We start from the raw sequence: 22,964 nt of genomic DNA, 5'->3' as shown, positions 1-22,964 counted from the left end.
GAACCAGACATGGTGGATGTGGAACTTGCCCAGGGGCAGAAGAAAACAGCGCGCAGAGGAGCCCCAGGACGCCGCCGCTGCCGCTCAGAGAAAGCGCAGGTCTTCGGCTGTCAAGAGGGGCACCAGCGAGGAGGACGTGAAGGCGATTGCCGAGTCCCTCTCCTCAAGGCTGATACCGGCCTTAGGGCTTGACCTGATAGGCCTGCAACCGGCTGACATAAAGGACCTTGTATACTCAATTGTAAGCTCCCTGGCTGAGTCCAGGTCTTCCAAGTTAACCGAGGAGGCTGCCATGAAGAGGATAGTGGCCATGAAGGATAACGTACTTAAGGCGGTGTCGGCATCGCTGCTCTCGAAGGGACAGCACCTGACCAGGGAGCAGTTGGAGTTCATAGTGGCCTATGCGCCCGAGATGGCTGGCAGGGCAGCCCCTTACCTGTACAGGGAAGCCCTAAGGCTGAAGGCTGACGACATAATTGACAGCCTTAGGTCCCTCTGGTCCCAGTACGGTAACCCAACGCCTGTTGAGTGCCCCAGGTGCGGGTTCAGGGCCGTGACCCCTGACCTCACCTGCATGGTCTGCGGCGCTGAGCTCAGCGAAGGTGAAATTAAGAAGCACATCGGGCTCGAGAAGGTCCTCGAGTCCCTGGCAACGAGGCTTCACCCGAGGCTCATAGAGGAGATAGCGTCGGCCGGCTACGTAGTGCTTGATGATGACGTGAAGCCCCCCAGCCTCGCCCCTAAGCAGGGCTACGCGCTGGTCCTGCACCTGAGCAGGTCTGAGAGGGAGATCCTGCAGAAGCTCCTTAATAGCCAGGGCCGGGCCCAAGGGGCCGGGGACCAACAGTTACCCTCAGGCTCTCAAGTCCCATAGCCTTGCAGTACCTGCACATGCCCCCCTCTGAGGCGCCGCCGCAGACTGGGCACGTTGACGTAACGGAGGCCGCTAGGTGCTCTACAAGCTCTTCAGAGCTGTGGTCTAGCTCTGGCCTCCCAGCCACTGAAAGGTAAATGCCTTTAACCGTAATCGTTGCCCTGCAGGCTGGCCGCGCCTCGCTAAACCCTTCCAGGAACTCTGCAGCCCTCACAGCCTCATCCTCAAGCCTGTAAAAGGCGTTTACAACCTTAACCTTGTTTACGCTGAGCACCTCCAAGGACTCCGTGCGCCCTATCCCTCCATCCGTCATGAGCGACTCGAGGAGCACCAGCGTTGATGTGGTCCTGGCCAGCGGCATGACAATTATATCAACGCCCAGCTGCTCCGAAGCCCTAAGCGACCATGACCTGTCGTACCTAATGCATGAAATTATTCCTGAGCTCCCAGGAGGAGGCGGGTCGACGGTAACGTCAACCACTTCAGCCGGCTGAGGCAGGCCCTCAAGGAGGCCCTCGAGCCCGCGGTAAAAGCTGGGCAGAAGCACGTATACCTTAGACTTAAACTTGCGCTCCACGTGCGCTAATACCTTAGCTGCGAGCATGGAGCTTGACGGCGAAAACGAAGTTATAGGCACGGCAAACCTGCTGTCCTCCCTGGCGGCTGCCCTGCTGAGGGCTCTGGCCATCGACCTCTCAAGGAGCCTGAAGAGGCACCTGTCGCATAACTTTTCGCCACTGGAAGCCCTGTAGTACCTCGCCTGCCTGACGCCGCAGACGCTGCAGGTTCCTGAGGGCTCCAAGGCTGGCCGCACAGGCTTTAAGTTTCAGCGGAAGTTATAGATATTCGGCGGGCCGTGTGAATAGTCAGGTTATACCCAGCCTAAAGATTGTTGCCCTAAATATATGACCGGGGCTCTAGCAATGCAGCCCAAACGCCTTAGTAACACGGTATATGGTACTACCGCTGATGCCTACAGGTCATACCGAAGTCCCTATTACAACATCAACTATGACTTGGCCCTAAAGCAGCGAGAACTTTGCAGTTTCTTGCAAAATATAGTCCTGCCGAAATCGAGGTTCCTCCCACGCAATGGCAGCTACAGAAGAGCCTCCGCTCACACACATCTGTTGCTAGCACGCTGAGGTGAAGATACAATGAGCAGCGATGCAAAGCAGCTGGAGCTCATAAGGGCCTCGCTGACAAGGCCTGAGCTTGAGGATGAGGCTAAGAAGCTGCTGCTGTTAGACATATACTCAGAGGTCAGGCAGGCCTACAGCGGGCGTGCCCCTAACGGCGGCAAGGTCTCCGAGCTTCCTGCGTGCGTAAATAGCATATGTGAAGACGACATGAAGTTTACCTACAACGCCATCAGGGTCCTCATGAGCAGGTACATGACCAAGGACCTGAGGGGGAGGTACATAGAGACCCCCTCGATGGTAATGAGGAGGGTGGCCCTGGGCTTCAGCGGAAGGGTTGACCCCGACTCCCTCTACAGGGCTATGATAGAGGGCAGGTTCATGTTTAACTCGCCGACGCTCTTCAACATGTACGCTGACGGCGCAAAGGGCGCACTGAGCGCCTGTTACGTGACCCCCGTGTATGACGACATGAGGGGCATTATGGACGGCCTCACCGTCCAGGTCATGACGTTCAAGTACGGCGGCGGCGAGGGCTTCAGCTTCTCGGAGCTGAGGCCAAGGGGTGACGTGGTGGCGGGGACCAGCGGCGTGGCCAGCGGCCCCCTGAGCTTCATGAGGCTCTACGACGTCTCAACCGATGTAGTCAAGCAGGGAGGCAAGAGGAGGGGGGCTAACATGGGCATCCTGCACGACTGGCACCCCGACCTCTACAACCCGGACTACGACCCCTGGAAAGCCCTGGCCTCCACGCTGCCCCCGCAGGTGAGCGCGATACTAGAACAGTACAGAAAGACCTTAGAGCAGCTTGAGAAGGACGGTTACTATGAGGTTGATAAAACGGCCCTCGAGGCGCTGACAAGGCTAACCTCAGGCTGGCAGAGCCCTGAGGAGGCCGGCTTCATACAGGCCAAGAGGGCGCCCATGCAGGATGCCTTCCTGACTAACTTCAACATAAGCGTCGGAACGCACGACGCGTTCATGGAGGCTGTCATAAACGGCCAGGAGTGGTGGATGGTAAACCCAAGGTACAGTGATGAGGGTGATGGAATCTACAGGCTGCACTACTCAGTCTCTAGGGCCACGGGCGAGGGAAGGGCCCTAAGGGTGCTCAGGGAAAGCAGGATAGAGACCCCCTACATGAACGTGTTTGAGGAAGTCGTTGAGAGGGCAAAGTCAAGGATACCTAAGGACATGGACACTTCAAGGAGAAACCCGCACGGCTGGCACTACCCTGCCAGGAGGCTGTGGGAGGAGATTGTAAGGGGTGCCTGGGAGGGCGGAGACCCAGGCATGATATTCCTTGACAACCACAACAAGTGGGTCCCAACTCCATGGCTTGGGGCCGTGGCGGCCACCAACCCGTGCGGCGAGGAGCCGCTGTACCCCTATGAGAGCTGTAACCTGGGGTCCCTCAGCCTTGACAAGTACATCAGGGACGGCAAGTTTGACCTGGACTCCTTCGCCAAGGACGTAGACCTAGCCGTTGATGGCCTTGACGCAGTAATAGATTACAACAGGCAGCCGGACCAGAGGCAGGACTTAGTCAACAAGTTCACAAGGAAGGTAGGCCTTGGAATAATGGGACTTGCTAACGCCCTGGCTAAGCTCAACATTCCGTATGACAGCGAGGAGGCAGTGGCGTTCACCATGATAGCTATGGCAATGATAGAGGCCGAGGCCTGGAAGAGGAGCTGGGAGCTCGGCTCTAGGCTAGGCCACGCCCCAGCGTTTGAATGCAGGAAGTTCGACTGGAAGGAGCTGAAGTGCGTGGAGAAGGCCGACCCAGAGGAGATGGTGAACCTGCTGACTCCAGCGCTGCTGAAGGCCGCTGAGGTGGCGAGCATAAGGGATGGCTACCTGACCGTTAAATACCATGATGTGAAGCTCAGCGATTACATAATGAGCCAGCTGGAGGGCGAAAGCGCGAGGAGGGTCTCCGCCGACGGCTCCGTGAAGCTGCTGAAGCTTGAGGCCCTGGAGAGGGTCCTGAGGGACGTGTTCGGCGTAACAGAGGAGACCCTCTCAGAGGCCGAGAGGATGAGGCCCCAGGAGCTGGCCGCGAGCCCAAGGCATATGTTAGCCATGGCCATATATGATCCGGCCAGGCTCTGGAATGCCCTGAAGGATTACGGCAGGTCCCTGGGGGCCAGGGCGCCGAGGCACACCGCAGTGAACACCACCGCGCCGACGGGCACCATCTCTATAATAGCTGGCACTACGAGCGGCATAGAGCCATACTTTGCCCTGGTGTACCTCAGGAGAGTTACAATAGGAGAGCTCTGGGAGGTTGTGAGGGAGTTCAGGGACAGGCTATACTCTGCTATAGCTGAGGCAGGGGCCCCTGCCGAGCTAGGAGAGAAGCTGCTTGAGGCGATATCAAGGCATAAGGGCAGCCTAAGGTGGGCGCTGGAGGACGTTGAGAAGGCCATAAGGGACGCCCAGCTGCAGGAGGTTGACGGGAAGATAGTTAAGGCCAACTGGGATGCCGAGAAGCTAATATCGAGGATTAAGGAGCTGGCCAAACTCTTCGCCACCAGCATGGACTTCGACGTGTGGTACCACATAGCCCACCAGGCGGCGGCCCAGCTCTACACGGACCAGGCCATAAGCAAAACCGTGAACCTGCCCAAGGATGCCAGCGTGAACGCCGTGGCAACGGCCTACTTAACCGCGTGGCTCACGGGCCTCAAGGGGGTCACAGTCTACAGGGATGAAAGCAAGGGCGTACAGGTCATCTACTTCGGCGGACAGCAGCGCGAGCTCAACAGGGTTCCAGTGAAGCTGCTCAAGAAGCCAAGCATGAGGATGGCGCTAATAAAGAGATCCATGAATGCTGAGGAGGCCTTAGCCGACGAGAAGTTGGGCGGCCTCTTCAAGATAAAGAAGGACAGCAACATTGTGGAAGTTGAGTCTGATGAAAACAGCACATGTAAGACCTGCAACCTCTGATCTGACAGCCGATTCTTGAGCCCAGATCGCAGTTCGTAGTTTCCATCTCTAGTCCTTTTGTATCTCCATGAGCGTGGCTGCGCACGCTGGCTGCGCCTTACCTTACATAGAAGCTCGCGAGGACCTTGCGCGCACGACACTACTGAAAAGCTAAGTGCTAGTTGCGTCACTAACAAACAATTTTAAGGGCTCTGAAGTAAGCTCCCTATGAGCTGTCATGTCCCAGAGCCCCAAGGCTAGACGAGAAGGCCTGGAAGCCGCTCCCTTAGGGCTTGTTGCCCTTATCGTAGTTATAGTAGCGTTAACGTCGCTTATAGCATACTGGCATGTGGCATATGGCCTTCAGGCCGTCGTAGTTGACGGCAGGAGCATGTTGCCAACCCTTCAGACCGGCGACGTAGTGTTCATAGAGAAAGTTAATCCTGTGGACATAAGGGTTGGTGACGTAGTGGTATACAAGTTTACAGGTAACTTTTACGGCATATATCTTAACGACGCGCTCATAATTCACAGGGTCATCTACAAGTACTATCATAATGGAATACTGTGCTTTGTCACCAAGGGCGACAACAACCCGTTCCCTGACCCGGGTTACCCGTCGATATGCGGCACTGTTGACATAAATGGCTATGAGGTCGGCGGGACTCCGTATTTTTATGTTAAGGGAGTGGTTATAGGCGGCCAGCACCCCCTGGTGATACCTTACATAGGCGGGCTCTCGCTCATGTTCCATCCCTCGTCGCAACAGCCCTAGGGCCTCTCCTTCCCTGATATCATTAGTGCGGCCACGTCCCTAACCCATTTGCCTGCCAACCTGTTGTTGGAAATTCTCCTGAGGGCCTCCTCCTTGCTAACTCCAAGCCTTCTGGCAACCTCATCTATGCTCTTCTCCAGGTTGCTCTTGGCCGCTAGATGCAGCTCACAGAGGCTCTGACCATCCGTCGGCCTTCCACATATGGCGCACCTGCTCCTGGGCCTGACTTTACCTATGAACTCAGCCAAGTAGGTGCCCATCACCTTTATGTTGTTACTGTTTAGCTGTCTCTCAACCAGCTCTGATATGTATTTCTTGGCTCTGCTCACCACCTCTTCTCTGCTTGCCTTCCCCATTGATATTTCATCAAGCATCCTCTCAAAGTCCCTTGTCAGTGAGACGCTCATCAACTCGGGCGCCACCTCGCTGAGCACCTTGTAAACCGCGTAGCCAAGGTTCGTTATCTCAGCGTGTGAACCCCTAGACGTTATGAAGCCCCTCTTATAGAGGGTCTCTATGATCCTAGCCCTGGTGCCCTTAGTGCCCAGGTCGTTGGCCTCCATCCATTCAAGCAAGGAGAGCCTGCTGAGCCTGAGCCCAGGACCGCTCCATGAAACCTTAACGGTTATCGACCTAACTAAAGGCCTGTCCCCTCTGTTAAGCGTGGGAAGCTGCGACTCATCGAATTTGTGGAATGGATAATACTTAAGCCAGCCCCTCTCAGCTACGTTCAGTCCCCGAGCCTCCCACCTCCTTGCCTTGACATCAGTGAGCACCGCCGACACCGTGCTGAGCGTGGCTGGCGGCGCAAAAGCAGCCATGAACCTCCTAACAATAAGGTCATACACGGTCTCATGAACTCTGTCAAGCCGCGTAGGCTGCTCACCGGTGGGATATATGGCCGGGTGCGCAGGGTCGTCAGCAGGTCCCTCCCGCGGCCTCAGAACCCCTCCTGTCTCCCTAAGCAGGTCCCCCACGAGCCCCCTGTACTTGGGCTGCCTGCCTATGCTGTCAAGTACTTCCCTGTAGTTAAGCGTGGGGGGCAGCTTCTCGCTGTTGGTCCTCGGGTAGCTTATCAGGGCAGCCAGGTAAAGGTCCTCTGCCACCTCCTGCGTCTTATATGGGGAGAGGCCATAGATCCTCGCGGCCTCCTTCTGCAGGTCCGTCAGGTTAAAGGGAGGCGGCGGCCTGACGCTCTCCGAGGCCCTGCTAAGTGATATCACCTCCATGTACATGCCCTCCTTTACTTCCTTAGCGACCTCCCTGGCCTCCTTCACCGTGCTAACGGACCAGCCCAGCGGGTATGCCGTGAACTCTACACCCTTGTGAAGCAGCCTTGCTGTCAGCGAGGGCTGAGGAATAGGCACGTGCGTGTTTATTTTGACCCACCTCCTTATAGCCTCCGCTAGAGTTGGGGTCTGCACGCGACCTGCGCTAAGGGAAAGCCTTTCCCCCGTCACTTCCCTATAAGATTTCATCAATAGCCTTGAGATGTTTATGCCCCAGAGCCAGTCAAGCTCCGCCCTAGCTATGCCTGCCATGGCGTTGTTAACGTCAAGCGGCTGAAGCCTCCTGAAGGCCTGCCTGAGCTCCGCTGCGGTCAGACTAGAGAACTTCATCCTCTTTGCCCTTGACTTGTCACCGAAGGCCTCTATTATCTTGTAGCCTATCGTGCTTCCCTCTATGTCATAGTCGCATGCATTTATGAAATACCTAGCCTTGGGCACAAGCCTGGAGAGGACCTCATAATAGGGCCTCAGGTACTTCGACCTCCTGTCAAAGCGCCAGAGAGGCTCCCACCTTATCATGGTAACTGGAAGGCCCTCAACGCCAGTTGACGGTCCAAACATGTGCCCTGCGCTTGAAACTACGACTATGTTAGTGCCGTTTACATTAAGTATGTAAATGGGAACCCTGCCTATGGCGCATCTGAACGGGCTCCCGAGCGCATGAGCAATTTTGTCAGCTGCCTTAGGCTTCTCAGCTATTATAACGTCATAGTACTGCGGTATGTTGCAGTCCCTGCTAGAGCGCAACCTCGCTACCCTACATTAAGTTAAGGGCTCAAGATGGGAAGAAAAGGAGATAAGGAGCCCTCTAAGGTAAGAGCGGCCGTTAATGGCTTCCACTTTATCCTTATATGGAGCCGTTAGGACTTGACCCAAGTCATAGCTGGGTAGACCTATGACTTATCTATAGGCCAACACTTACTTTGAGGGCGACTGAGTGCACACCTTGGAGAGCGTTTCCTTAACCTTAGCTAAGAGCTCCTCTTTTATTTCAAGACCTTCCTTAGAGCTAAGTATTGCATTTATATAGCCGTCCTCGTTGGGGCACATATTGACAAGCTGCACAGCGAGGTACTCATCTAGGCCCTCCTTGACCAATGAGTCTACCGCCTCCCTGGCCGCTGCTGGGTCTGTAGTTCCAAACAGCTTGAGGTACTGCCACGTCCTATCCTGTGTCGGGTTTAGAGCACCGCCGCTTTCGGCGATCCTATCTTCAAGGATCTTGCGCGCTTCAGCGTAAGTCAGGTACCTCCTGCTCTCTATCCTCCTTAACATGGTTAAGGGGCACCTCCCTCAGGCCTTAAGGGGCCTGAGGTGAGCAGCGTATGTTATTATAGTCTTCACGCTGTCGCCCACAGGAACAGAGACCACGTAGGCCCTACCTCTGACGCCGACTATAGTACCTGTAAGCCCGTGGTAGCGCCTATGGGGCATGCCTTTGTGGAACGACGGATCTATCTTTATGGCTACCTTGTCGCCTACTTTATATGGATAAAACATAACGCTGGCCCTTGGTATTGCGCCCTTCTCACGCACGTCCTTGGTTAAGAGCTTCCTTGTCCTGTGCCTGTAGCCCTTAGGCGCCTTGACCATGCTGTGCCACCAAACCTTCTTTTACCTGCCTTTAACTATTTAAAAGCGTTGCTGCCCGTTTACTGTATTTGCTCTATGTCGACAAGTTCGATAGCTTGACTCTATGACTTAGCGGAAACCCTGTAGTTGACGGCCTCAGGGCGCAGCATAAATGAAGGCAGCTGTTCCATGTACCTGCCTGCGCTTAAGGAGCTTTCCGCTCGCTTTAGGTCTGAGACTATTGATCCTGCAGTAGGAGCTTAACAGGTATTATCTGAACAGCTCCCGAGGGCGTGTATCTCACGATAGATATCGGAAGAAGTCCATGGTCCAGCTCGTAGGCCGCTATTTCCACTGAGTCCCTCCTTACGTTAATCTTATCAACATCCACCAGGGGTAGAGCGCCGCTGTCAAGTTGAAGGGCCCTTAGCCCTATGATCTTAGCCCTCTCGTACTTTGTAAGGTAAGGAGGCCCAATGACTATCTCCTCCTTACTAGTCGGGTGCAGCTTGACTTGCTCAGGCATCAGAGGCACCTGCTCTTTCTAACATTTGTTATGTTGTTTTAAATTTTTAACTCACGCTTCAGCACTTAACCAAATCGCTGAGGAGGGGCCCCGTGAGCGAGGACCAGGAGGAGTCTAAGGAAACCGAAGAGGTCACCACTGAGGAGAGCAGCGAGGCTGAGAGTGAGAAGACCAGTGAGGAGGCAGAGACCTTAGAGTACAAGGTCAGCAGCCCAGAGCTTCTACAAATAATGCTTGATGCATTTGACATACTGGAGGAGGCGGAGGAGGGCAAGATAACCGTAGACGAAGCTAAGGCCCTTTACCTTGAGAAGGTCGAGGACGCCCTCAAGAAGGTCGGCGAGAGCGTAAAGAAGAGGCGGAGGAGGGGTTCAAGGTCCAAGTCGATCGCTAAGAAATCCTCAACGCGGAAGAGGAGAAAGGGTTCAAAGAGCAGGGGAGAGAGTGAGTCGCAAAAGGAGCCGGGAGCCAGCTCCTGAGGCCTTTAAAGTTCGGGCGGAAGGACCCCCTTTTTCTTTCGTATCTACCGGCACTACTTGGCCTTGAGGAACTGCATTAGGTCAAACCTCTTGACCTCTACATCAAAGCCCAGCGACCTCAGCGAGTCAATTATGACGCTCTCATTGATCCTCCTGTCAAACGTAACGACTACTTCTTTAGAGGACCCCTCCTTTATTAGCTTCAGGCTGTCCACAACGACAGCGCCCTTTATCATGTCGCTTATGTCCTTATCTGGCACCACGTAGTCCTTGAACTTCTTCTGTTGAAACTCGTAAAACTCGTCGAAGTTCCTCACTATCCTGAGAGACTCCATAACGTCCTTAGACTCTATGTTCAGCCTCTTGCTGACGTCCACTATGAGCTTCTCAGCGACGTCTAAGGGCACCTTCACGCTCTTGTACTTGCCCATGTCAACCTCGAGGGTCACAGACGCCAACTTAGGCACCAAGGTAGCGGGGGACGCGTGAGCTTTTAGCCTTGATGTAACCGCAGAATTCTGCCGATGATGTAGGTTAAAAGCGGTGAGAGGTGAACGGGGCTAGGCGGCTGAGGCTGATAACATGAGTGAGCGGAAGGTAGCTGTAGTGAAGCTCAGCGGATCTTTAGTAAGCCCTCCCTCGCCCCTATATCTAAGGCGCCTCAGGGATTCTGTTGAGCGGGCCAGGAGCTCTGGGTGGAGGTTAGGCATAGTGGTGGGCGGAGGGGCCACGGCCAGATCCTATATAACAGCGCTTAGGGAACTTGGCGTTCCTGAGTCCATACTTGACGAGGTAGGCATAGAGTCTGCCGTCCTGAATGCAATGGCCGTCGCCTCAGCGCTTTACCCATACTCGCCCATAGAGATACCAAGGAACGTCAGGGAGGCTCTCACTGTGTTCGAGGAGGGCCTCATACCTGTCCTCGGGGGCCTTCAGCCAGGCCACAGCACTAACGCGGTCGCGGCGGTCCTAGCTGAAACCATAGGCGCGGACCTGCTGCTAAATCTGCTTAACGGCGTGGCAGGGGTCTACGCCGGCGGCGCCCCAGGGGAGCCTGGGGCAAGGTTGCTGAGGGCTGCCACATACGATGAGCTTGAGAACATCGTAAGAGACAAAAGGAGCCTGGCCGGCACCTATGAGCTCTTTGACTCTGTAGCCGTGAGCGTTGTCAGGAGAAGTCACATAAAGGTGAGGTTCGTGGATGGGAGGGACCCAGAGGTTATACAAAGGATCCTACTAAACCAGGAGGACCTGGGCACGCTGGTCGGCTGAAGTTAGTGTCAAATAATAAAGCTAGTAAAATAATGGGCTATATGCTAGGGTACGTAGAACTTTTTATCTGTTTAAGAGGCCCCCTGCGACCTGTACTTGGGGTGGTACTTCTTTATCATCTCTTCCCTAATGTTAGTCAGCTCATCCTCTGGCAGCTCAGCCAGTATCTCCCACGCTATGTCTAAAGTCTGCTCTATTGAGCGGTTCTCCCTAAGGCCCTGAGACAGGAACTTCTTCTCAAAGAGGTCGGCGAACCTCAGGAACTTCCTCTCCGTCTCGCTGAGGCTCTCCTCGCCTATCACGGCCGCCAGGCTCCTGAGCTCCACTCCCCTGCTGTAGGCGGCGTAGAGCTGATCGCTGACCTGGGCGTGGTCCTCCCTCGTCTTGCCGGCGCCTATGCCCTCCTTCATCAGCCTCGAGAGGCTCATGAGCACGTTGATCGGCGGGTATATGCCTCTGTTGTAGAGGTCCCTGCTCAGAACTATCTGACCCTCAGTTATGTAGCCGGTTAGGTCAGGTATGGGGTGCGTGATGTCGTCATTAGGCATGGTAAGTATGGGCATCTGAGTTATACTTCCCTTCCTGCCGTGAACCCTGCCTGCCCTCTCGTAGATGCTGGCCAGGTCGCTGTACATGTAGCCGGGGTAGCCCTGCCTGCCCGGCACCTCCTCCCTTGCCGCGCTGATCTCCCTAAGGGCCTCCGCGTAGTTAGTCATGTCAGTCAGTATCACCAGGACGTGCATGTCGTTTTCATAGGCTAAGTACTCAGCGAGCGTCAGCGCGGCCCTCGGCGTCACTAGCCTCAGCATCGCTGGCTCGTCAGCCAAGTTGACGAACATTGCCACCCTCTTCATAGCGCCAGTCTCTTCGAAGAACTTCCTGAAGAACATGTAGTCGTCGTACTTTATGCCTATGGCGGCGAAGACCACGCTGAACTCCTCTTCCTCGCCCCTTACCGTGGCCTGCCTGGCTATCTGCGCTGCAAGCTCGTTGTGGGGCAGGCCAGTGCCGCTGAATATAGGAAGCTTCTGACCCCTCACAAGCGTGTTCATGCCGTCTATGGCGCTTACGCCCGTCTGGATGAAGTCCTCGGGGTAGGCCCTGACCGCCGGGTTTATAGGCGAACCATTAATGTCATACTTCTCCTCAGCTATTATGTCTGGGCCTCCGTCTATGGGCTTCCCAAGCGCGTCGAAGGTCCTGCCAAGCATGTCGGCCGACACGGGCATCTCAAGGGTTCTGCCCAGGAACCTGACCCTGGCCCCCGTGGTTGAGATGCCGGTCGTTCCCTCGAAGACCTGAACCACAGCTGTGTTGCCAGCTACTTCAAGCACCCTGCCCCTGCGCCTCTCGCCGCTGCTGAGCTCAACTTCAACTATCTCATCAAAGGCTACCCTGCTGACGCCCTCCACTATGAGCAGGGGACCCCTGATCTCGGAGATCTTACTATACTCTCTGGCCCCCAGGACGCTCATGCCTGGCCACCTCCAATGTTATTTATAATGTTAACTATGTCCCGCGTCATCTTGTCTATTTCATCTATCTTATCATTTGGTATCGTGAACCTGGCCCTCATCATGTAGCTGTACATCCTGCCAAGCGAGTCCTTTATCTTATTCACGGGCACGTTCCTCCTCACTGCGTCGCTGGCAGCCCTGTAGAACTCAACGAACATCCGCATCAGCGCCATCTGTTTTTGCACCGTCGTGAACGTGTCTATGGGGTCAAAGGCGTTCTGCTTCAGCAGGCCCTCCTTTATGAGCCTGGCGGTTTCAAGTATTAGCTTGTCCTGCTCGCTGAGGCCCTCAGTTCCGATGAGCCTAACTATCTCCCTGAGCTCGTTTTCCCTTATCAGTATGTTCATCACCTCCTGCCTGTACTCGCTCCAGCGCGGATCCACGTTCTTGTGCCACCACTCGGCAACTGTGTCAGAGTACGCGCTGTAGCTCGTTATCCAGTTGATCGCCGGGTAGTGCCTGCTGTAGGCCAGGGCCGTGTCAAGGGCCCAGAACACCTTGGTGAACCTCCTGGTGTGCGTTGTAACCGGCTCCGTGAAGTCGCCGCCCGGCGGGCTGACAGCGCCTATGACTGTGACGCTGCCAAACCTGCTGGGTTCTCCCAGGGTTCTGACCCTTCCTGCCCTCTCGTAGAATTCTGCCAGCCTTGAGGCGAGGTAGCTCGGGTAGCCCTCCTCTGCCGGCATCTCCTCTAGCCTTCCGGCCATCTCCCTCAGGGCCTCGGCCCACCTGCTGGTGGAGTCGGCTACGAGGAGCACGTCATATCCCATGTCACGGTAGTACTCGCCCATTGTTATACCCACGTAAATGCTTGCCTCCCTGGCCGCCACGGGCATGTTGCTCGTGTTAGCCACCAGGATGCTCCTCTCCATGAGCGGCCTGCCGGTCCATGGGTCCTTGTATGTTGGGAACTTGTCAAGGACCTCGGTCATCTCGTTGCCCCTCTCGCCGCACCCTATATATATTATGACGTTAGCTGATGACCACTGCGCTAGGTTATGCAGAGTCACTGTCTTCCCAGTGCCGAAGCCGCCAGGTATCATGCCGGTGCCTCCCTTAGCCATGGGGAACAGGAGGTCTATGATCCTCATCCCAGTTATGAGGGGCTCCGTCGGCTCGAGCTTCTGCACGTAGGGCCTTGGCTGTCTCACTGGCCACCTCTGGTATAGGTACAGCTGCTTTATCTCGCCACCACCAACGTCAATCTCAGCTATGGGGTCTACTATTGTGTAGTCGCCCTCGCCAGCTATCCACTTCACCGTCCCCTCAACGTTAGGAGGTACCAGTATCTTGTGCTGGATTATCTGCGTCTCCTCCACTACGCCTATTATGTCGCCTGGGCCAACCTTGTCGCCAGGCTTAACTCTATCTGATGGTGTGAAGTGCCACTTCTTGTCCCTTGGTATTGGGGGTACGGTGACCCCCCTCTCGACGAATATGCTCCTCGCGGGGTTAGTCCTAGCTATTGTCGCTACTATGCTCGGAAGCGGCCTCTGGACGCCGTCGAATATGCTGCCAATAAGTCCAGGACCCAGGTCTACGCTCAGCGGGGCCCCAGTTCCCTCCACGGGCTCGCCGGGCCTGAGGCCGCTAGTTGACTCATAGACCTGTATATAGGCCATGTCGCCCCTAATCCTCGTGACCTCACCTATGAGGCCCTCCTCGCCAACCCTGACCACCTCAAACATCTGAGCCCCTGTCATGCCCTCAGCTATAACTAGCGGCCCTGATATCCTGTATATCCTTCCCCTTACCACCATTGTCACTCACTTCCGAATAATGCCCTTGAGGCCAGCCCCCTCAAAGACGAGAAGTTCTCCTTTATAAACTGATCAATAGAGTAGTCCACCCTTAAACTGCCATCCTTGGAGATAGCTATAAGGCCGCCCGTTATGTCCGCTGTTTTCTCAGAAAGCTCAAGGGTAGGGTAAGCCTTTATCATGTCAGAGACCAGCTTCCTGTCATCATTGTTAACCTGTATGATAAAGCCGCCATATTCCTTGGACTCCTCGGCAAGCTCCTCTATTACAGACTTTATGTACCTGGTGTACCACTCGCCCCTGTCTGACCTCAGCCTTGATATGGCTTCATTTATTACCTCGCTTATCGCCCTGTCCTTTATCTCGTCCTCCTTAAGCTTAACTTGAAGGTCTGCGGCAGCCATGTCGCTCCTGAGCCTCTCTTTAAGCTCCGTGGCCTTAGCCTCTATGGAGTTCCTGAGCCTCCTCTCAGCATCGCTATAGGCGCTTAAGAGCAGCTTCTCCGCGGCGCCTTCCGCCTCGCTTAGCATTGAGTTGAAGCTAGCTAACTTCTTTTTGACGATGTCAGTCGCCACCTTGTCTGGGTTCCCGCTCATGCTCACTTTGCTCACCCTAAACCAAGGGCTTCAGCCAGCAGCTTTTCTATATTAATAGGCTCTGACTTGGCCCACTTAGTTGGAAGCACAAGTAGAGTTGCGTCGTACTGCCGCGCCACTTTCCTTAAAGAATCCTCGTCAGATACCAAGTGTTTAAGCACTATGATAAGTCTTGTGCCCTTTGAGGCTGCCTGCCTGACCGCCTCCTCGGCGCTTCGCTGGTCGTTAGCTTCAACCACATCCATACCTATCATCCTGAAAAGAGGTAATGTCTCCTTATCGCCAACTACTACAACGTTTGACTCCTCGCCCGCCGACATCAACAATGGGCCCTTGGTTCTCATCAAGACGAGCTAGTTTTAAAGCTTTTGATGTATTCATTTTTTTATTTTATTTTAATTCACGATTTGCAGCCCTTGAGGGTACGTAGTAGTCTCTCCCTGTGAAGTTTAAAATGCCCTTCAGCACAGAGGGCTCCTGAGAAAGCTATGATAATTGCGAACAGGCTTGAAGAAGTGCTCATAGCAATACCTAACGAGCAGTACGACCGCGCAGTGGCAGCCTTAGCCTCCTTAGGGATATTTCACGTAGAGGAGCCCTCAGGGGACCTCTCAAGGTACGTCAACCGCAGCTACAGGCGCCTGATGACAGAGTCCACGGAGCTCAAGTCAAGGCTTGAGGGGTTCTTTAAGACCGCTGGGCTTGCGCCGTCAAGCAACATAAACGTAACTATAAAGGTCAGCAGCTGGGAGGAGACCTTCAATAGCGTAGTTAAGGTCCACGTAAACCTCGAGAAGGACCTAGAGAAGCTCTCAGCAAGGGCCACGGAGCTCACCGCCCGCATAGCTGAGCTCCAGAACATAGCCTTGGCCCTTGAGCCGTTCAAGGGACTGTCCTCCGATGTCAGGTCTGCCTGGGAAGGGGGCAACATAAAGGCCTCGGCCGGCATAGTAAGCGCCGCGCAGCTGGACAACGCCATAAGTATAGCTAGCAGGAGAGGGCTGCTTTATGCCATCGAGCTAATAGGCAAGGATACAGCGATATTTGCCGTGGCAGGCGAGCCCGGCCAGGTCAGGGACGCGACGGCCGAGCTCACGAGGTCCCTTGGCTGGAGGCAGCTAGTCCTGCCACCTGAGCTTCCCGGATCGCCCTCCCAAGCGGCCTCCCAGGTGAGCGACGAGCTCTCCAAGCTGAGCTCTGAACTGGAGGACATAAAGAGCGATATAAAAAAGAGGCTGCCAGAGCTTGAGGAGTACTACGCCGAAGTTTCAGCGCTATCCGAAGTCTTCAAGATACTGAGCTACTCTGCCAAAACCGAGACGATTACCTTTATCCACGGCTTTGTGGACACCAAGGATTCTAAAAAGCTCAGGGAGTCGCTCGACGCGTGCTGCAACGGCTCTTACATGGTCCTAAGCCTTGGATTTAAGAGGGGCGAGAGCTACGTTCCCTCAAAGGTTGAGCTTCCAGGCTACTTCAGGTGGTTCCAGAGCATAGTTGACATGTATGGGACCCCCTCAAATAATGAAATTGTGCCGACCCTCTTCCTTGCGATTACAATGCCCATAATATTTGGACTCATGTTCCCTGACATAGGTCACGGCCTCCTGGTGCTCCTCTTTGCGGCGCTTTACATACTCCCAAGGGACAGGAACCTCGGCAAGGTGGTTGTCGTGCTAGGGGCCGCCGGCATGGTAGCTGGCTTCTTCGCCGGCGAATTCTTCGGCCCCATCCCGGCCCACTTCGTTGGGCTGGACTCGCTCTGGAGATCGCTGGGATTCAAGGTGCCGCCGCTTGAGTCGCCCGTAGCTGAGGCCTACGAACACCCGAGCAGTAACTACACTATGCTGCTCTTTGATGAGATCTTAGACCTGTCATTCTGGATAGGCGGCTTTATGCTAGTGTTTGGCAACGCCCTCGGAGTTGCTGACGACCTGATAAGCCACGATTATGAGGACCTGGTCGCCAGGAGGGCCCCACTGCTCCTGCTCTTCCTTGCAGCAGACCTGCCGTTCCTAGCGTACTTCAATGCCTACAGGGCAGGCTACGTAATAGAGCTTGCCGTGTTCGACCTGGGCCGCGGGGGCCCCATGGAGGCCTTTGTCTTTTACGGCGGCATAGCCTCCGTAATATGGCTTGTGCTGGGGGATGGCCTGTATAAAGCTTCTGTGGGCGAGGGCTTTAGGCTTGACCCATACGAGAGCTTCCTAGGGGTCTTTGAGGGACTGATAATGGCCCTTGGCAACACTATAAGCTTCCTGAGGATCATGGGCCTCAGCCTGGCCCACGCGGGACTCATGGTAGGCTTCACGGTGCTTACATACGTGGTCCTCACAGCGCACCCAACGCCTTACACAATAACCGCCGCAGCGGTGATATACATAATTGGCAACCTGCTGACAGCAGGACTTGAGGGCATAGTGGCTTTCGCTCATGACCTGAGGCTTCACTTCTACGAGTGGTTCAACAAGTTCTACAGAGGCCTTGGAGTGCCGTTCAACCCAATAAGGGTGCCTGGAGTTACCTTTGTAATCCTTCCCACCTCCAGCTAAAACGAGGCGCTGTGAGGAGAGCTGGTATTACCGAGAATATATGAGGAGTGACACCAGGGCTGAGCGCCCGAAAGTTAAGGCAACCTTTAGATAGTAAAAGATATATATGTTAGTTATACTTACAGATTTAGATGGGACAGCTGCAAGAAGACGGGATCCTGCATGACTGAAGCCGAAGAGGAAACTAAAGGCGCAGTGAGGTATAGGGACACGCTAATATGGTTCATGTTGTTCATACTTTCAGAGAAGCCCATGCATGGCTATGAGATAATAAAGAGAATTAGAGAGCTTACCATGAATCAGTGGAAACCCGCTGCGGGCTCCATATACCCGCTCCTGAGCTACATGAAGGATCTCGGACTTGTTGACATAGCTAACATTGAGGAGAACAAGGTCAGAGGTGGCAAGAAGATAACCTATACCCTGACTGATAAGGGGTGGGAAGAGTTCAGAGAGCTGCTGCTAAAGAAGAGCGACCTCTACATGAACTTCCTCAGCTTTATAGTCAAGAACTCGATAAGACGCTTGAGGGAACATGGATATAACGAGGACGCAAGCCTTCTGTGTAATCGTGTCAGTAATTGGACCAAGGAACTCATTGAGAGCGCTCAGTCCGAATGCGGCGATCTTAAAGCCGCCAATCAGCCCAACAAAGCACAGTGAGGCTTTCCATACCCTTGAGAAGCTTTTAAGTAGTATTCGCAATTCTCAAGATATTAGGAGTCCCTATGCTAATCCTTGTAGGCAGCGGTCTAAGGGAGTCCCAGCTGACACGTGAGGCCGAGGAGGCCATCAAAGGCGCCGATATTGTTATAGTAGAGACTTACACTATGCCTTCAAGTAAATGGCTTCCCACTGCAGTCAGAAAACTTAACAGTAACGTGAGAGAGGCTTCAAGGTCTGAGCTAGAGGAACTATCGTCAAATATTGTAGAGCTGGCCTTTAAGCTCAAGGTCGTTCTCGTAGTTCCTGGGGATCCCCTAATAGCGACCACCCATAGCTCGCTAGTGGTGGAAGGCCTGAAGAGAGGGGTCGAGGTCAAAGTTGTAAGCGGCATCTCTGGTCCCTGCTCTGTTGAGTCCCTCCTTGGCCTTCATTTCTACAAGTTCGGCAGAACTGTAACGGTACCGGGTCCCTGGAGGGGTGTGGGCGCGGAGGAGGCAGCGCTGGGACTGCTAGGTAACTTATGTCATGACCTTCACACCCTGCTACTCCTTGACGTGTCCCCTGAAGGCCTAAGCCTAAGCCCCTCCAGGGCCGTTAAGGAGCTGAAGGAATCGCTTAGGAGGCTGATAGGAACCAAGCTGGATGAGCTGATGAACATGATGGTACTTTTGGTCTCCGTAGGCGAAAATACTATAGTAAAACACTTCACTCTTGGCAACGCGGACTCCATCCCCGACGTTGATGTTGGAAGCCTTGTGGTGCCGTCTAGGCTACATGTGAGCGAGAGGGAGTTCCTGCGGTATGCCTACTCGGTTCCTGAGGACATCATGATGTCACACAATAAACTTTTACAGGGCTTTGACGCGTGTAGTGCGTACAGCGAGGCGCTCAGGGTCATGTATTCTAGCAGCGCCTGAGGCGGTGTCATGAAGTAGGTTTAATTAAATCCGGAGACTCCCTGTACCCTGGGGAACTTGGAAAGGATGGACTACCAACACGACCCTGCGTACCAGGTCGCGATAAAGTACATGGACTTAACAGAGCGCGCAGAGCTTGAAGGAGGGGCCGTTAAGTATAAGGTTATAGGAGTTAAGGGGGATCTGACTCACTCCTTCAAGTCACTCTACAAGGAGCTTGTCAGGATAGGCCTGGCGCCGGCCCTTAGGAAGGAGAGCGACGGCTCGCTTACGTTGATAGTGACCAAGTACAGCAGGGGCTCTAACCTGGCATTACTAATAGGCCTCGCGGCTTTCACGATAGTGACTGTCTACGTGTCAGGGATGGCCCTGACAGGACTGCCAGGCGGAGGCGGCTTAACCCCACTGCTTTACATGGTAGGGCTGCTGGGCCCCCTCCTAATACACGAGGCGGGCCACTGGGCCTTCATGAGAAGGTTCGACGTGCCAAGAAGTCCGCCCTACCTAATACCCGCGCCGCCGCTTCAGCTCGGCTTCCTTGGTACGTTAGGAGCCGTGATAAACATGAAGTGGATACCCGCCACCGCTGATGAGCTGGCCCTCATAGGGGTGGCCGGCCCCTTGGCTGGTTTCCTTGCGGCGATACCGGTAGCTCTGCTGGGCCTTCACATGTCTGCCCTGGTGCCGGCCGCCGCGGTACCTCCAAGCTCTTCCCTGCCTGCGGTACCTGTAATCATGGACCTTCTTCTGGCGTTCATACACACGCCATCCGGTTATGTAGTGGAGATGTCCCCTCTGTCCTTCGCCGCCTATATAGTGTTCTTTGTGACGTTCCTTAACTTAATCCCTGTTGGCCAGCTTGACGGAGGCCATGTGCTGAGGGCGGCGCTGGGCGAGAGAGGCCACATGTTGATCTCGCTTGTGTTTGTAGTAACACTGTTAATCGCTGGCCTCTACCTGCCCACCTTGGGCCTCTTTGGGATAATAGCGTTATTCCTGCTGCTTCTCACCAGGGGCAGGCACCCTGGGCCCGCAATAGAGACCTCCAGGCTTTCATGGCCTGGCATTGTTGCCATAATAATATATGGCATACTGTTGGCGCTAACTCTTCCGATACCTGCATAGCGCAGGCCCATTAAATTGGTGGGCCCGGCCGGACTTGAACCGGCGACCTCCGCCGTGTAAGGGCGGCGTCCTATCCAGTCTAGACGACGGGCCCACGACCTCGGCTCCTTGCCGGGCCCTGTAGAAACCTCTGTGGCCTCCCTTAAAGGCCTTTTAGCTGTCGGAGCCGTTGAAAGTAAACTAAAGGCCTTTAAGTATAGCCCCACAGAGAGGTCGGGTGACGCCCTTGTATTATGACATGCACTGTCACCTTAGTGAGTTCACTGATAAGGAAGTAGAGGATCTGTTCGAGACGATTAAAGACTTAAAGGTAGTAGCCGTGTCCGAGGACCTAAAGTCGTTCAACAGGGTACTTGAGCTCTCCGAGAGGTTCCCCAACGTGGTGCCCTGCGCAGGCTTTCACCCGTGGTCACTTAAGGACCACGACATATCCGAGGCCTGGGACCTGTTAAGACTTGCTACCAGGCACGGAATAAGGTGCCTTGGAGAGGTAGGCCTTGACAGGCACTTTATGCCTATAGACACCATGCAGTCCCAGGTAAAGGTCTTCAGAGCTTATGCCGAGGCGGCCAAGGAGCTTGGTGCGATGCTCAACGTGCATTCGCCCGACGCCTGGCGCGACGCGCTCTCAATAGCTGTCGAGGTCGGCGTACCTAAGGTTATGTTCCACTGGTACAGCGGCCCGCTCAACCTGATACCTGAAATAACCGGCAGAGGCTACTTCGTTTCGATAAACGTTGCCCTGAAGGTTCAGCCTAAGCTTAAGGATGTGGCTAAGGCCACCCCCATAGATTTCATGGTATTCGAGAGCGACGGCCCGTATAATTACCATGGACTTAGGCTCACGCCGCTTATGATCCCTGACCTGGCCAAAGAGGTGGCCAACCTAAAGTCTGTTCAGCTTGAGGAGCTTCTAAAGGCTGTTGAGGCTAACTCGTCACGCCTCCTGAATACGTGATATACCTCTGAATCCACAGATATGGCCACGTCATCACATAGCTGAGCGGAAGAAACGCTTAGAACGTACTGGTACTCCGCTATTTTCTCCCTGGAAGCCCTTAGACATATGCCCTTCTTAAAGTGAGGCGCCATAACTACAAACGTCTCGGCCTCGCCCCCTTCGAAGGCTGGATGGAAGCCATACCTCCTTGAGAGCCTTAATATCTCCTCCACCTGAGAGAGCTCCTGGACCGGCACGCCGAGCATTCTCATATCAAGGCCTTCGGTGGTTATCTGACTTATAACAAAGACCACGCCCTTTCTCACGAGCTCCTTCATGTACTCCTCTGGATCCATGCCCCACTGGGGGTCGTAAACCTTCACTCCTAGGTCCTCCGCTATTGCTCTAAACCTCTCATACTGGTACCTGCTCGCTATGCCCCCAACTGTTATGGTGTCAAAGCCATACATTGCCTTAAGTTTCCTGAGCCCCTCCCTGAGCTCTGAGACCTCGCTCTCCTTAACGCCGCTCACGCCTATGGTATGATACCTGTCGCCGAACCCCATCGCCTCAGCCTGAAGCTTTACAAATTCAACCAGGGGCCTGTGAAACATCCAGCTGTCCTCCCTGGCTGGAGCTGCGGAAACTATGCAGCTTACCTCGGCGCCCTCCCTTAAAGCCATGTAAAATGCATAGTTGCTGTCCTTGCCCCCAGAGAGGAGGCCACAGACCTTCATGGGTATATCCTCTCGCGAAGCCTCGGGAACGGTATGGAGTCCCTTATGTGATCGAGGCCCGCTATCCACATCACCAGCCTGTCCACGCCTAGGCCAAAGCCGCTGTGTGGCACCGAACCGTACCTCCTCAGGTCGAGGTACCATTGATAGTCGTCAGGGTTTAGGTTACTCTCCTTTATCCTCTGCAGCAGGACGTCGTATCTGTCCTCCCTCTGGCTTCCACCAACTACCTCCCCATAGCCTTCAGGGGCCTCGAGGTCGAAGCCTAACACAACCTCTGGCCTCCTGTCGCAGGTCTTCATGTAGAAGCTCTTGAGGTGCTTTGGAAACATGGTGAGGAAGAAGGGCACGCTAAGGTCCTGCGTCAGCGCCTTCTCCTCGTCGGCGCCTATGTCATCGCCCCACTTTATTTTGAAGCCCCTCTTCTGCAGCCTCTCTATGGCCTCGTCGTAGGTTACCTCCTCGAATGACGACTTCAGAGTCTCCTCGAGCGGCTCCTGGTTCCTCCTGAGGAACTGCAGCTCCTCCTGCCTCTTATCCAGGACAGCTTTAACGGCGCTCTTTACTAGGCCCTCGACGAACTTCATCATGTCGTGCATGTCCATCCATGCAGCCTCGCCCTCCAGGTGCCAGTACTCGTAGAGGTGCCTCCTGGTCCTGCTCCTCTCGGCCCTAAAGCTTGGCGTGAGCGACCACACCCTCTCAAGGCTGAATATCATGACTTCTAGGTAGAACTGCGCGCTCTGGCTCAAGTAGGCCTTCCTGCCGAAGAAGTCCACTGGGAAAAGCGTGGCTCCGCCCTCCACCGCGCTCTGGGTCAATATGGGGGGACTGACCTCCCACCAGCCGTTTGAAATGAAGTAGTTCCTCAGGGCTTCAAGGACCGTCGCGCGTATCCTCATAATCTGGGTTAGCCTCCTTGACCTGAGCCACAGGTGCCTTATGTCAAGGAGGTAGTCTACGCTCTCCCCTCCCTTTATGGGGAAGTCGTCAGCTAGGCCCACTATGTTCAGCCTCTCCACGTTCACCTCCTTGCCTCCAGGGGCCCTTTGGTCGCTCCTAACAACTCCCTCCACCTCCACGGAGGACTCTATGGTCACCTTCTCCGCCGCCTTTGAGAGCTCCTCGTTGCTCCTGTCAACCACGCACTGAACTATGCCCTCTGAGTCCCTGACCACAATGAATATCTTCGAGGAAAGGTCCCTCTTGCGATACACCCACCCCCTTAACTTAACCCTGCTGCCTTCGCTGCTTGCAACCACTTCCCTGCTGCTCATAAAGCTCACAGACATCATGT

At 54.7% G+C, this 22,964-nt stretch carries 22 protein-coding genes and 1 tRNA gene; 10 read left to right on the top strand and 13 right to left on the bottom strand.

From position 1 onward, the window contains the following. The first annotated feature begins 25 nt into the window (after positions 1–25). Entirely contained in the window at positions 26–874 is an 849-nt protein-coding gene (locus ASAC_RS02220; RefSeq protein ID WP_048812741.1) for a hypothetical protein, read from the top strand. On the opposite strand, the gene ASAC_RS02215 is transcribed toward ASAC_RS02220, so the two are convergent. Further along, the gene (locus tag ASAC_RS02215; protein WP_048812740.1) at positions 807–1,676 is read right to left on the bottom strand and encodes a hypothetical protein; all 870 of its coding nucleotides are present in this window, start codon (positions 1,674–1,676) and stop codon (positions 807–809) included. The two genes, ASAC_RS02220 and ASAC_RS02215, sit on opposite strands and share 68 nt — an antisense overlap. Positions 1,677–2,031: 355 nt before the next feature. Here ASAC_RS02215 and ASAC_RS02210 point away from each other — a divergent pair, with 355 nt between their 5' ends. Both ASAC_RS02210 and ASAC_RS07620 read left to right on the top strand, forming a co-directional pair. Continuing rightward, the gene (locus ASAC_RS02210; protein WP_013266349.1) at positions 2,032–4,965 is read left to right on the top strand and encodes an adenosylcobalamin-dependent ribonucleoside-diphosphate reductase; all 2,934 of its coding nucleotides are present in this window, start codon (positions 2,032–2,034) and stop codon (positions 4,963–4,965) included. Between the two features lie 217 nt (positions 4,966–5,182). After that, complete coding sequence (locus ASAC_RS07620) at positions 5,183–5,719, top strand: signal peptidase I (RefSeq protein ID WP_013266348.1); 537 nt, start codon at positions 5,183–5,185, stop codon at positions 5,717–5,719. On the opposite strand, the gene ASAC_RS02200 is transcribed toward ASAC_RS07620, so the two are convergent. The 4 genes from ASAC_RS02200 to ASAC_RS02185 form a co-directional block, all read right to left on the bottom strand. After that, complete coding sequence (locus ASAC_RS02200; RefSeq protein WP_013266347.1) at positions 5,716–7,755, bottom strand: DNA topoisomerase I; 2,040 nt, start codon at positions 7,753–7,755, stop codon at positions 5,716–5,718. The genes ASAC_RS07620 and ASAC_RS02200 overlap by 4 nt on opposite strands. Before the next feature lie 171 nt (positions 7,756–7,926). Beyond that, entirely contained in the window at positions 7,927–8,283 is a 357-nt protein-coding gene (locus ASAC_RS02195) for a DNA-directed RNA polymerase subunit F (RefSeq protein WP_013266346.1), read from the bottom strand. 18 nt (positions 8,284–8,301) lie between these two features. Continuing rightward, positions 8,302–8,601 (bottom strand): 50S ribosomal protein L21e, encoded by a 300-nt coding sequence (locus tag ASAC_RS02190; protein WP_013266345.1) that lies wholly within the window; start codon positions 8,599–8,601, stop codon positions 8,302–8,304. A gap of 217 nt (positions 8,602–8,818) precedes the next feature. After that, the gene (locus ASAC_RS02185; protein WP_013266343.1) at positions 8,819–9,106 is read right to left on the bottom strand and encodes a DNA-directed RNA polymerase subunit K; all 288 of its coding nucleotides are present in this window, start codon (positions 9,104–9,106) and stop codon (positions 8,819–8,821) included. Positions 9,107–9,198: 92 nt separating this feature from the next. On the opposite strand from ASAC_RS02185, the gene ASAC_RS02180 reads away from it, so the two are divergent. After that, positions 9,199–9,585 carry a hypothetical protein gene (locus tag ASAC_RS02180; protein WP_013266342.1) on the top strand — a complete coding sequence of 129 codons (387 nt, stop codon included), beginning with the start codon at positions 9,199–9,201 and terminating at the stop codon, positions 9,583–9,585. A 53-nt stretch (positions 9,586–9,638) separates the two neighbouring features. Here the strand turns inward: ASAC_RS02180 and ASAC_RS02175 are convergent, their stop codons facing one another. After that, a complete protein-coding gene (locus tag ASAC_RS02175) occupies positions 9,639–10,034 on the bottom strand; it encodes a hypothetical protein (RefSeq protein WP_013266341.1) in 396 nt (131 codons plus the stop codon). Between the two features lie 133 nt (positions 10,035–10,167). On the opposite strand from ASAC_RS02175, the gene pyrH reads away from it, so the two are divergent. Then, positions 10,168–10,857: a UMP kinase gene (gene pyrH, locus ASAC_RS02170; protein ID WP_013266340.1), complete on the top strand. Its 690-nt coding sequence runs from the start codon at positions 10,168–10,170 to the stop codon at positions 10,855–10,857. 71 nt (positions 10,858–10,928) lie between these two features. On the opposite strand, the gene ASAC_RS02165 is transcribed toward pyrH, so the two are convergent. Genes ASAC_RS02165 through ASAC_RS02150 form a run of 4 tightly spaced genes read right to left on the bottom strand, consistent with a single transcriptional unit; the run spans position 10,929 to position 15,050 of the window. Further along, a complete protein-coding gene (locus ASAC_RS02165) occupies positions 10,929–12,332 on the bottom strand; it encodes an ATP synthase subunit B (protein ID WP_013266339.1) in 1,404 nt (467 codons plus the stop codon). Then, positions 12,329–14,131: a V-type ATP synthase subunit A gene (locus tag ASAC_RS02160; protein ID WP_148217247.1), complete on the bottom strand. Its 1,803-nt coding sequence runs from the start codon at positions 14,129–14,131 to the stop codon at positions 12,329–12,331. Before ASAC_RS02160 ends, ASAC_RS02165 begins: the two co-directional genes overlap by 4 nt. A gap of 5 nt (positions 14,132–14,136) precedes the next feature. Then, positions 14,137–14,730, bottom strand: a complete 594-nt coding sequence (locus ASAC_RS02155; RefSeq protein WP_238523637.1) for a V-type ATP synthase subunit E — start codon at positions 14,728–14,730, stop codon at positions 14,137–14,139. A gap of 11 nt (positions 14,731–14,741) precedes the next feature. Further along, on the bottom strand, positions 14,742–15,050 hold the full coding sequence (locus tag ASAC_RS02150; RefSeq protein ID WP_013266336.1) for a V-type ATP synthase subunit F: 309 nt from the start codon (positions 15,048–15,050) through the stop codon (positions 14,742–14,744). 168 nt (positions 15,051–15,218) lie between these two features. On the opposite strand from ASAC_RS02150, the gene ASAC_RS02145 reads away from it, so the two are divergent. The 4 genes from ASAC_RS02145 to ASAC_RS02130 all read left to right on the top strand — a co-directional run bounded on the left by ASAC_RS02145 (position 15,219) and on the right by ASAC_RS02130 (position 19,990). Next, positions 15,219–17,282: a V-type ATP synthase subunit I gene (locus ASAC_RS02145; RefSeq protein WP_013266335.1), complete on the top strand. Its 2,064-nt coding sequence runs from the start codon at positions 15,219–15,221 to the stop codon at positions 17,280–17,282. A gap of 162 nt (positions 17,283–17,444) precedes the next feature. Beyond that, a complete protein-coding gene (locus tag ASAC_RS02140) occupies positions 17,445–17,945 on the top strand; it encodes a PadR family transcriptional regulator (protein ID WP_013266334.1) in 501 nt (166 codons plus the stop codon). A 65-nt stretch (positions 17,946–18,010) separates the two neighbouring features. Continuing rightward, complete coding sequence (locus ASAC_RS02135) at positions 18,011–18,865, top strand: SAM-dependent methyltransferase (protein ID WP_013266333.1); 855 nt, start codon at positions 18,011–18,013, stop codon at positions 18,863–18,865. Between the two features lie 66 nt (positions 18,866–18,931). Then, a complete protein-coding gene (locus tag ASAC_RS02130; RefSeq protein ID WP_013266332.1) occupies positions 18,932–19,990 on the top strand; it encodes a site-2 protease family protein in 1,059 nt (352 codons plus the stop codon). A gap of 16 nt (positions 19,991–20,006) precedes the next feature. Here the strand turns inward: ASAC_RS02130 and ASAC_RS02125 are convergent. Then, positions 20,007–20,084 (bottom strand) — tRNA-Val (locus ASAC_RS02125). A 132-nt stretch (positions 20,085–20,216) separates the two neighbouring features. On the opposite strand from ASAC_RS02125, the gene ASAC_RS02120 reads away from it, so the two are divergent. Continuing rightward, a complete protein-coding gene (locus ASAC_RS02120; RefSeq protein ID WP_048812738.1) occupies positions 20,217–20,948 on the top strand; it encodes a TatD family hydrolase in 732 nt (243 codons plus the stop codon). On the opposite strand, the gene ASAC_RS02115 is transcribed toward ASAC_RS02120, so the two are convergent. Beyond that, positions 20,888–21,667: a diphthine--ammonia ligase gene (locus ASAC_RS02115; protein WP_013266330.1), complete on the bottom strand. Its 780-nt coding sequence runs from the start codon at positions 21,665–21,667 to the stop codon at positions 20,888–20,890. The two genes, ASAC_RS02120 and ASAC_RS02115, sit on opposite strands and share 61 nt — an antisense overlap. Then, complete coding sequence (asnS, locus tag ASAC_RS02110; RefSeq protein ID WP_013266329.1) at positions 21,664–22,962, bottom strand: asparagine--tRNA ligase; 1,299 nt, start codon at positions 22,960–22,962, stop codon at positions 21,664–21,666. Before asnS ends, ASAC_RS02115 begins: the two co-directional genes overlap by 4 nt. Between the last annotated feature and the right edge of the window lie 2 nt (positions 22,963–22,964).

Source organism: Acidilobus saccharovorans 345-15 (assembly GCF_000144915.1).
In the GTDB taxonomy this organism is placed as follows: domain Archaea; phylum Thermoproteota; class Thermoprotei_A; order Sulfolobales; family Acidilobaceae; genus Acidilobus; species Acidilobus saccharovorans.
The sequence above is the reverse complement of the archived record's forward strand: the minus strand, read 5'-3'. Positions and strand labels throughout refer to the sequence as shown.

Excerpts from the sequence above, each read along its gene's own strand:
- ASAC_RS02195 (WP_013266346.1), bottom strand. The coding sequence starts at position 8,283 with ATGTTAAGGAGGATAGAGAGCAGGAGGTACCTGACTTACGCTGAAGCG.
- ASAC_RS02190 (WP_013266345.1), bottom strand. The coding sequence starts at position 8,601 with ATGGTCAAGGCGCCTAAGGGCTACAGGCACAGGACAAGGAAGCTCTTA.
- ASAC_RS07620 (WP_013266348.1), top strand. The coding sequence starts at position 5,183 with ATGTCCCAGAGCCCCAAGGCTAGACGAGAAGGCCTGGAAGCCGCTCCC.
- ASAC_RS02130 (WP_013266332.1), top strand. The coding sequence starts at position 18,932 with ATGGACTACCAACACGACCCTGCGTACCAGGTCGCGATAAAGTACATG.
- asnS (WP_013266329.1), bottom strand. The coding sequence starts at position 22,962 with ATGATGTCTGTGAGCTTTATGAGCAGCAGGGAAGTGGTTGCAAGCAGC.
- ASAC_RS02155 (WP_238523637.1), bottom strand. The coding sequence starts at position 14,730 with ATGAGCGGGAACCCAGACAAGGTGGCGACTGACATCGTCAAAAAGAAG.
- ASAC_RS02115 (WP_013266330.1), bottom strand. The coding sequence starts at position 21,667 with ATGAAGGTCTGTGGCCTCCTCTCTGGGGGCAAGGACAGCAACTATGCA.
- ASAC_RS02185 (WP_013266343.1), bottom strand. The coding sequence starts at position 9,106 with ATGCCTGAGCAAGTCAAGCTGCACCCGACTAGTAAGGAGGAGATAGTC.
- ASAC_RS02165 (WP_013266339.1), bottom strand. The coding sequence starts at position 12,332 with ATGAGCGTCCTGGGGGCCAGAGAGTATAGTAAGATCTCCGAGATCAGG.
- ASAC_RS02210 (WP_013266349.1), top strand. The coding sequence starts at position 2,032 with ATGAGCAGCGATGCAAAGCAGCTGGAGCTCATAAGGGCCTCGCTGACA.
- ASAC_RS02145 (WP_013266335.1), top strand. The coding sequence starts at position 15,219 with ATGATAATTGCGAACAGGCTTGAAGAAGTGCTCATAGCAATACCTAAC.
- pyrH (WP_013266340.1), top strand. The coding sequence starts at position 10,168 with ATGAGTGAGCGGAAGGTAGCTGTAGTGAAGCTCAGCGGATCTTTAGTA.
- ASAC_RS02150 (WP_013266336.1), bottom strand. The coding sequence starts at position 15,050 with ATGTCGGCGGGCGAGGAGTCAAACGTTGTAGTAGTTGGCGATAAGGAG.
- ASAC_RS02140 (WP_013266334.1), top strand. The coding sequence starts at position 17,445 with ATGACTGAAGCCGAAGAGGAAACTAAAGGCGCAGTGAGGTATAGGGAC.
- ASAC_RS02135 (WP_013266333.1), top strand. The coding sequence starts at position 18,011 with ATGCTAATCCTTGTAGGCAGCGGTCTAAGGGAGTCCCAGCTGACACGT.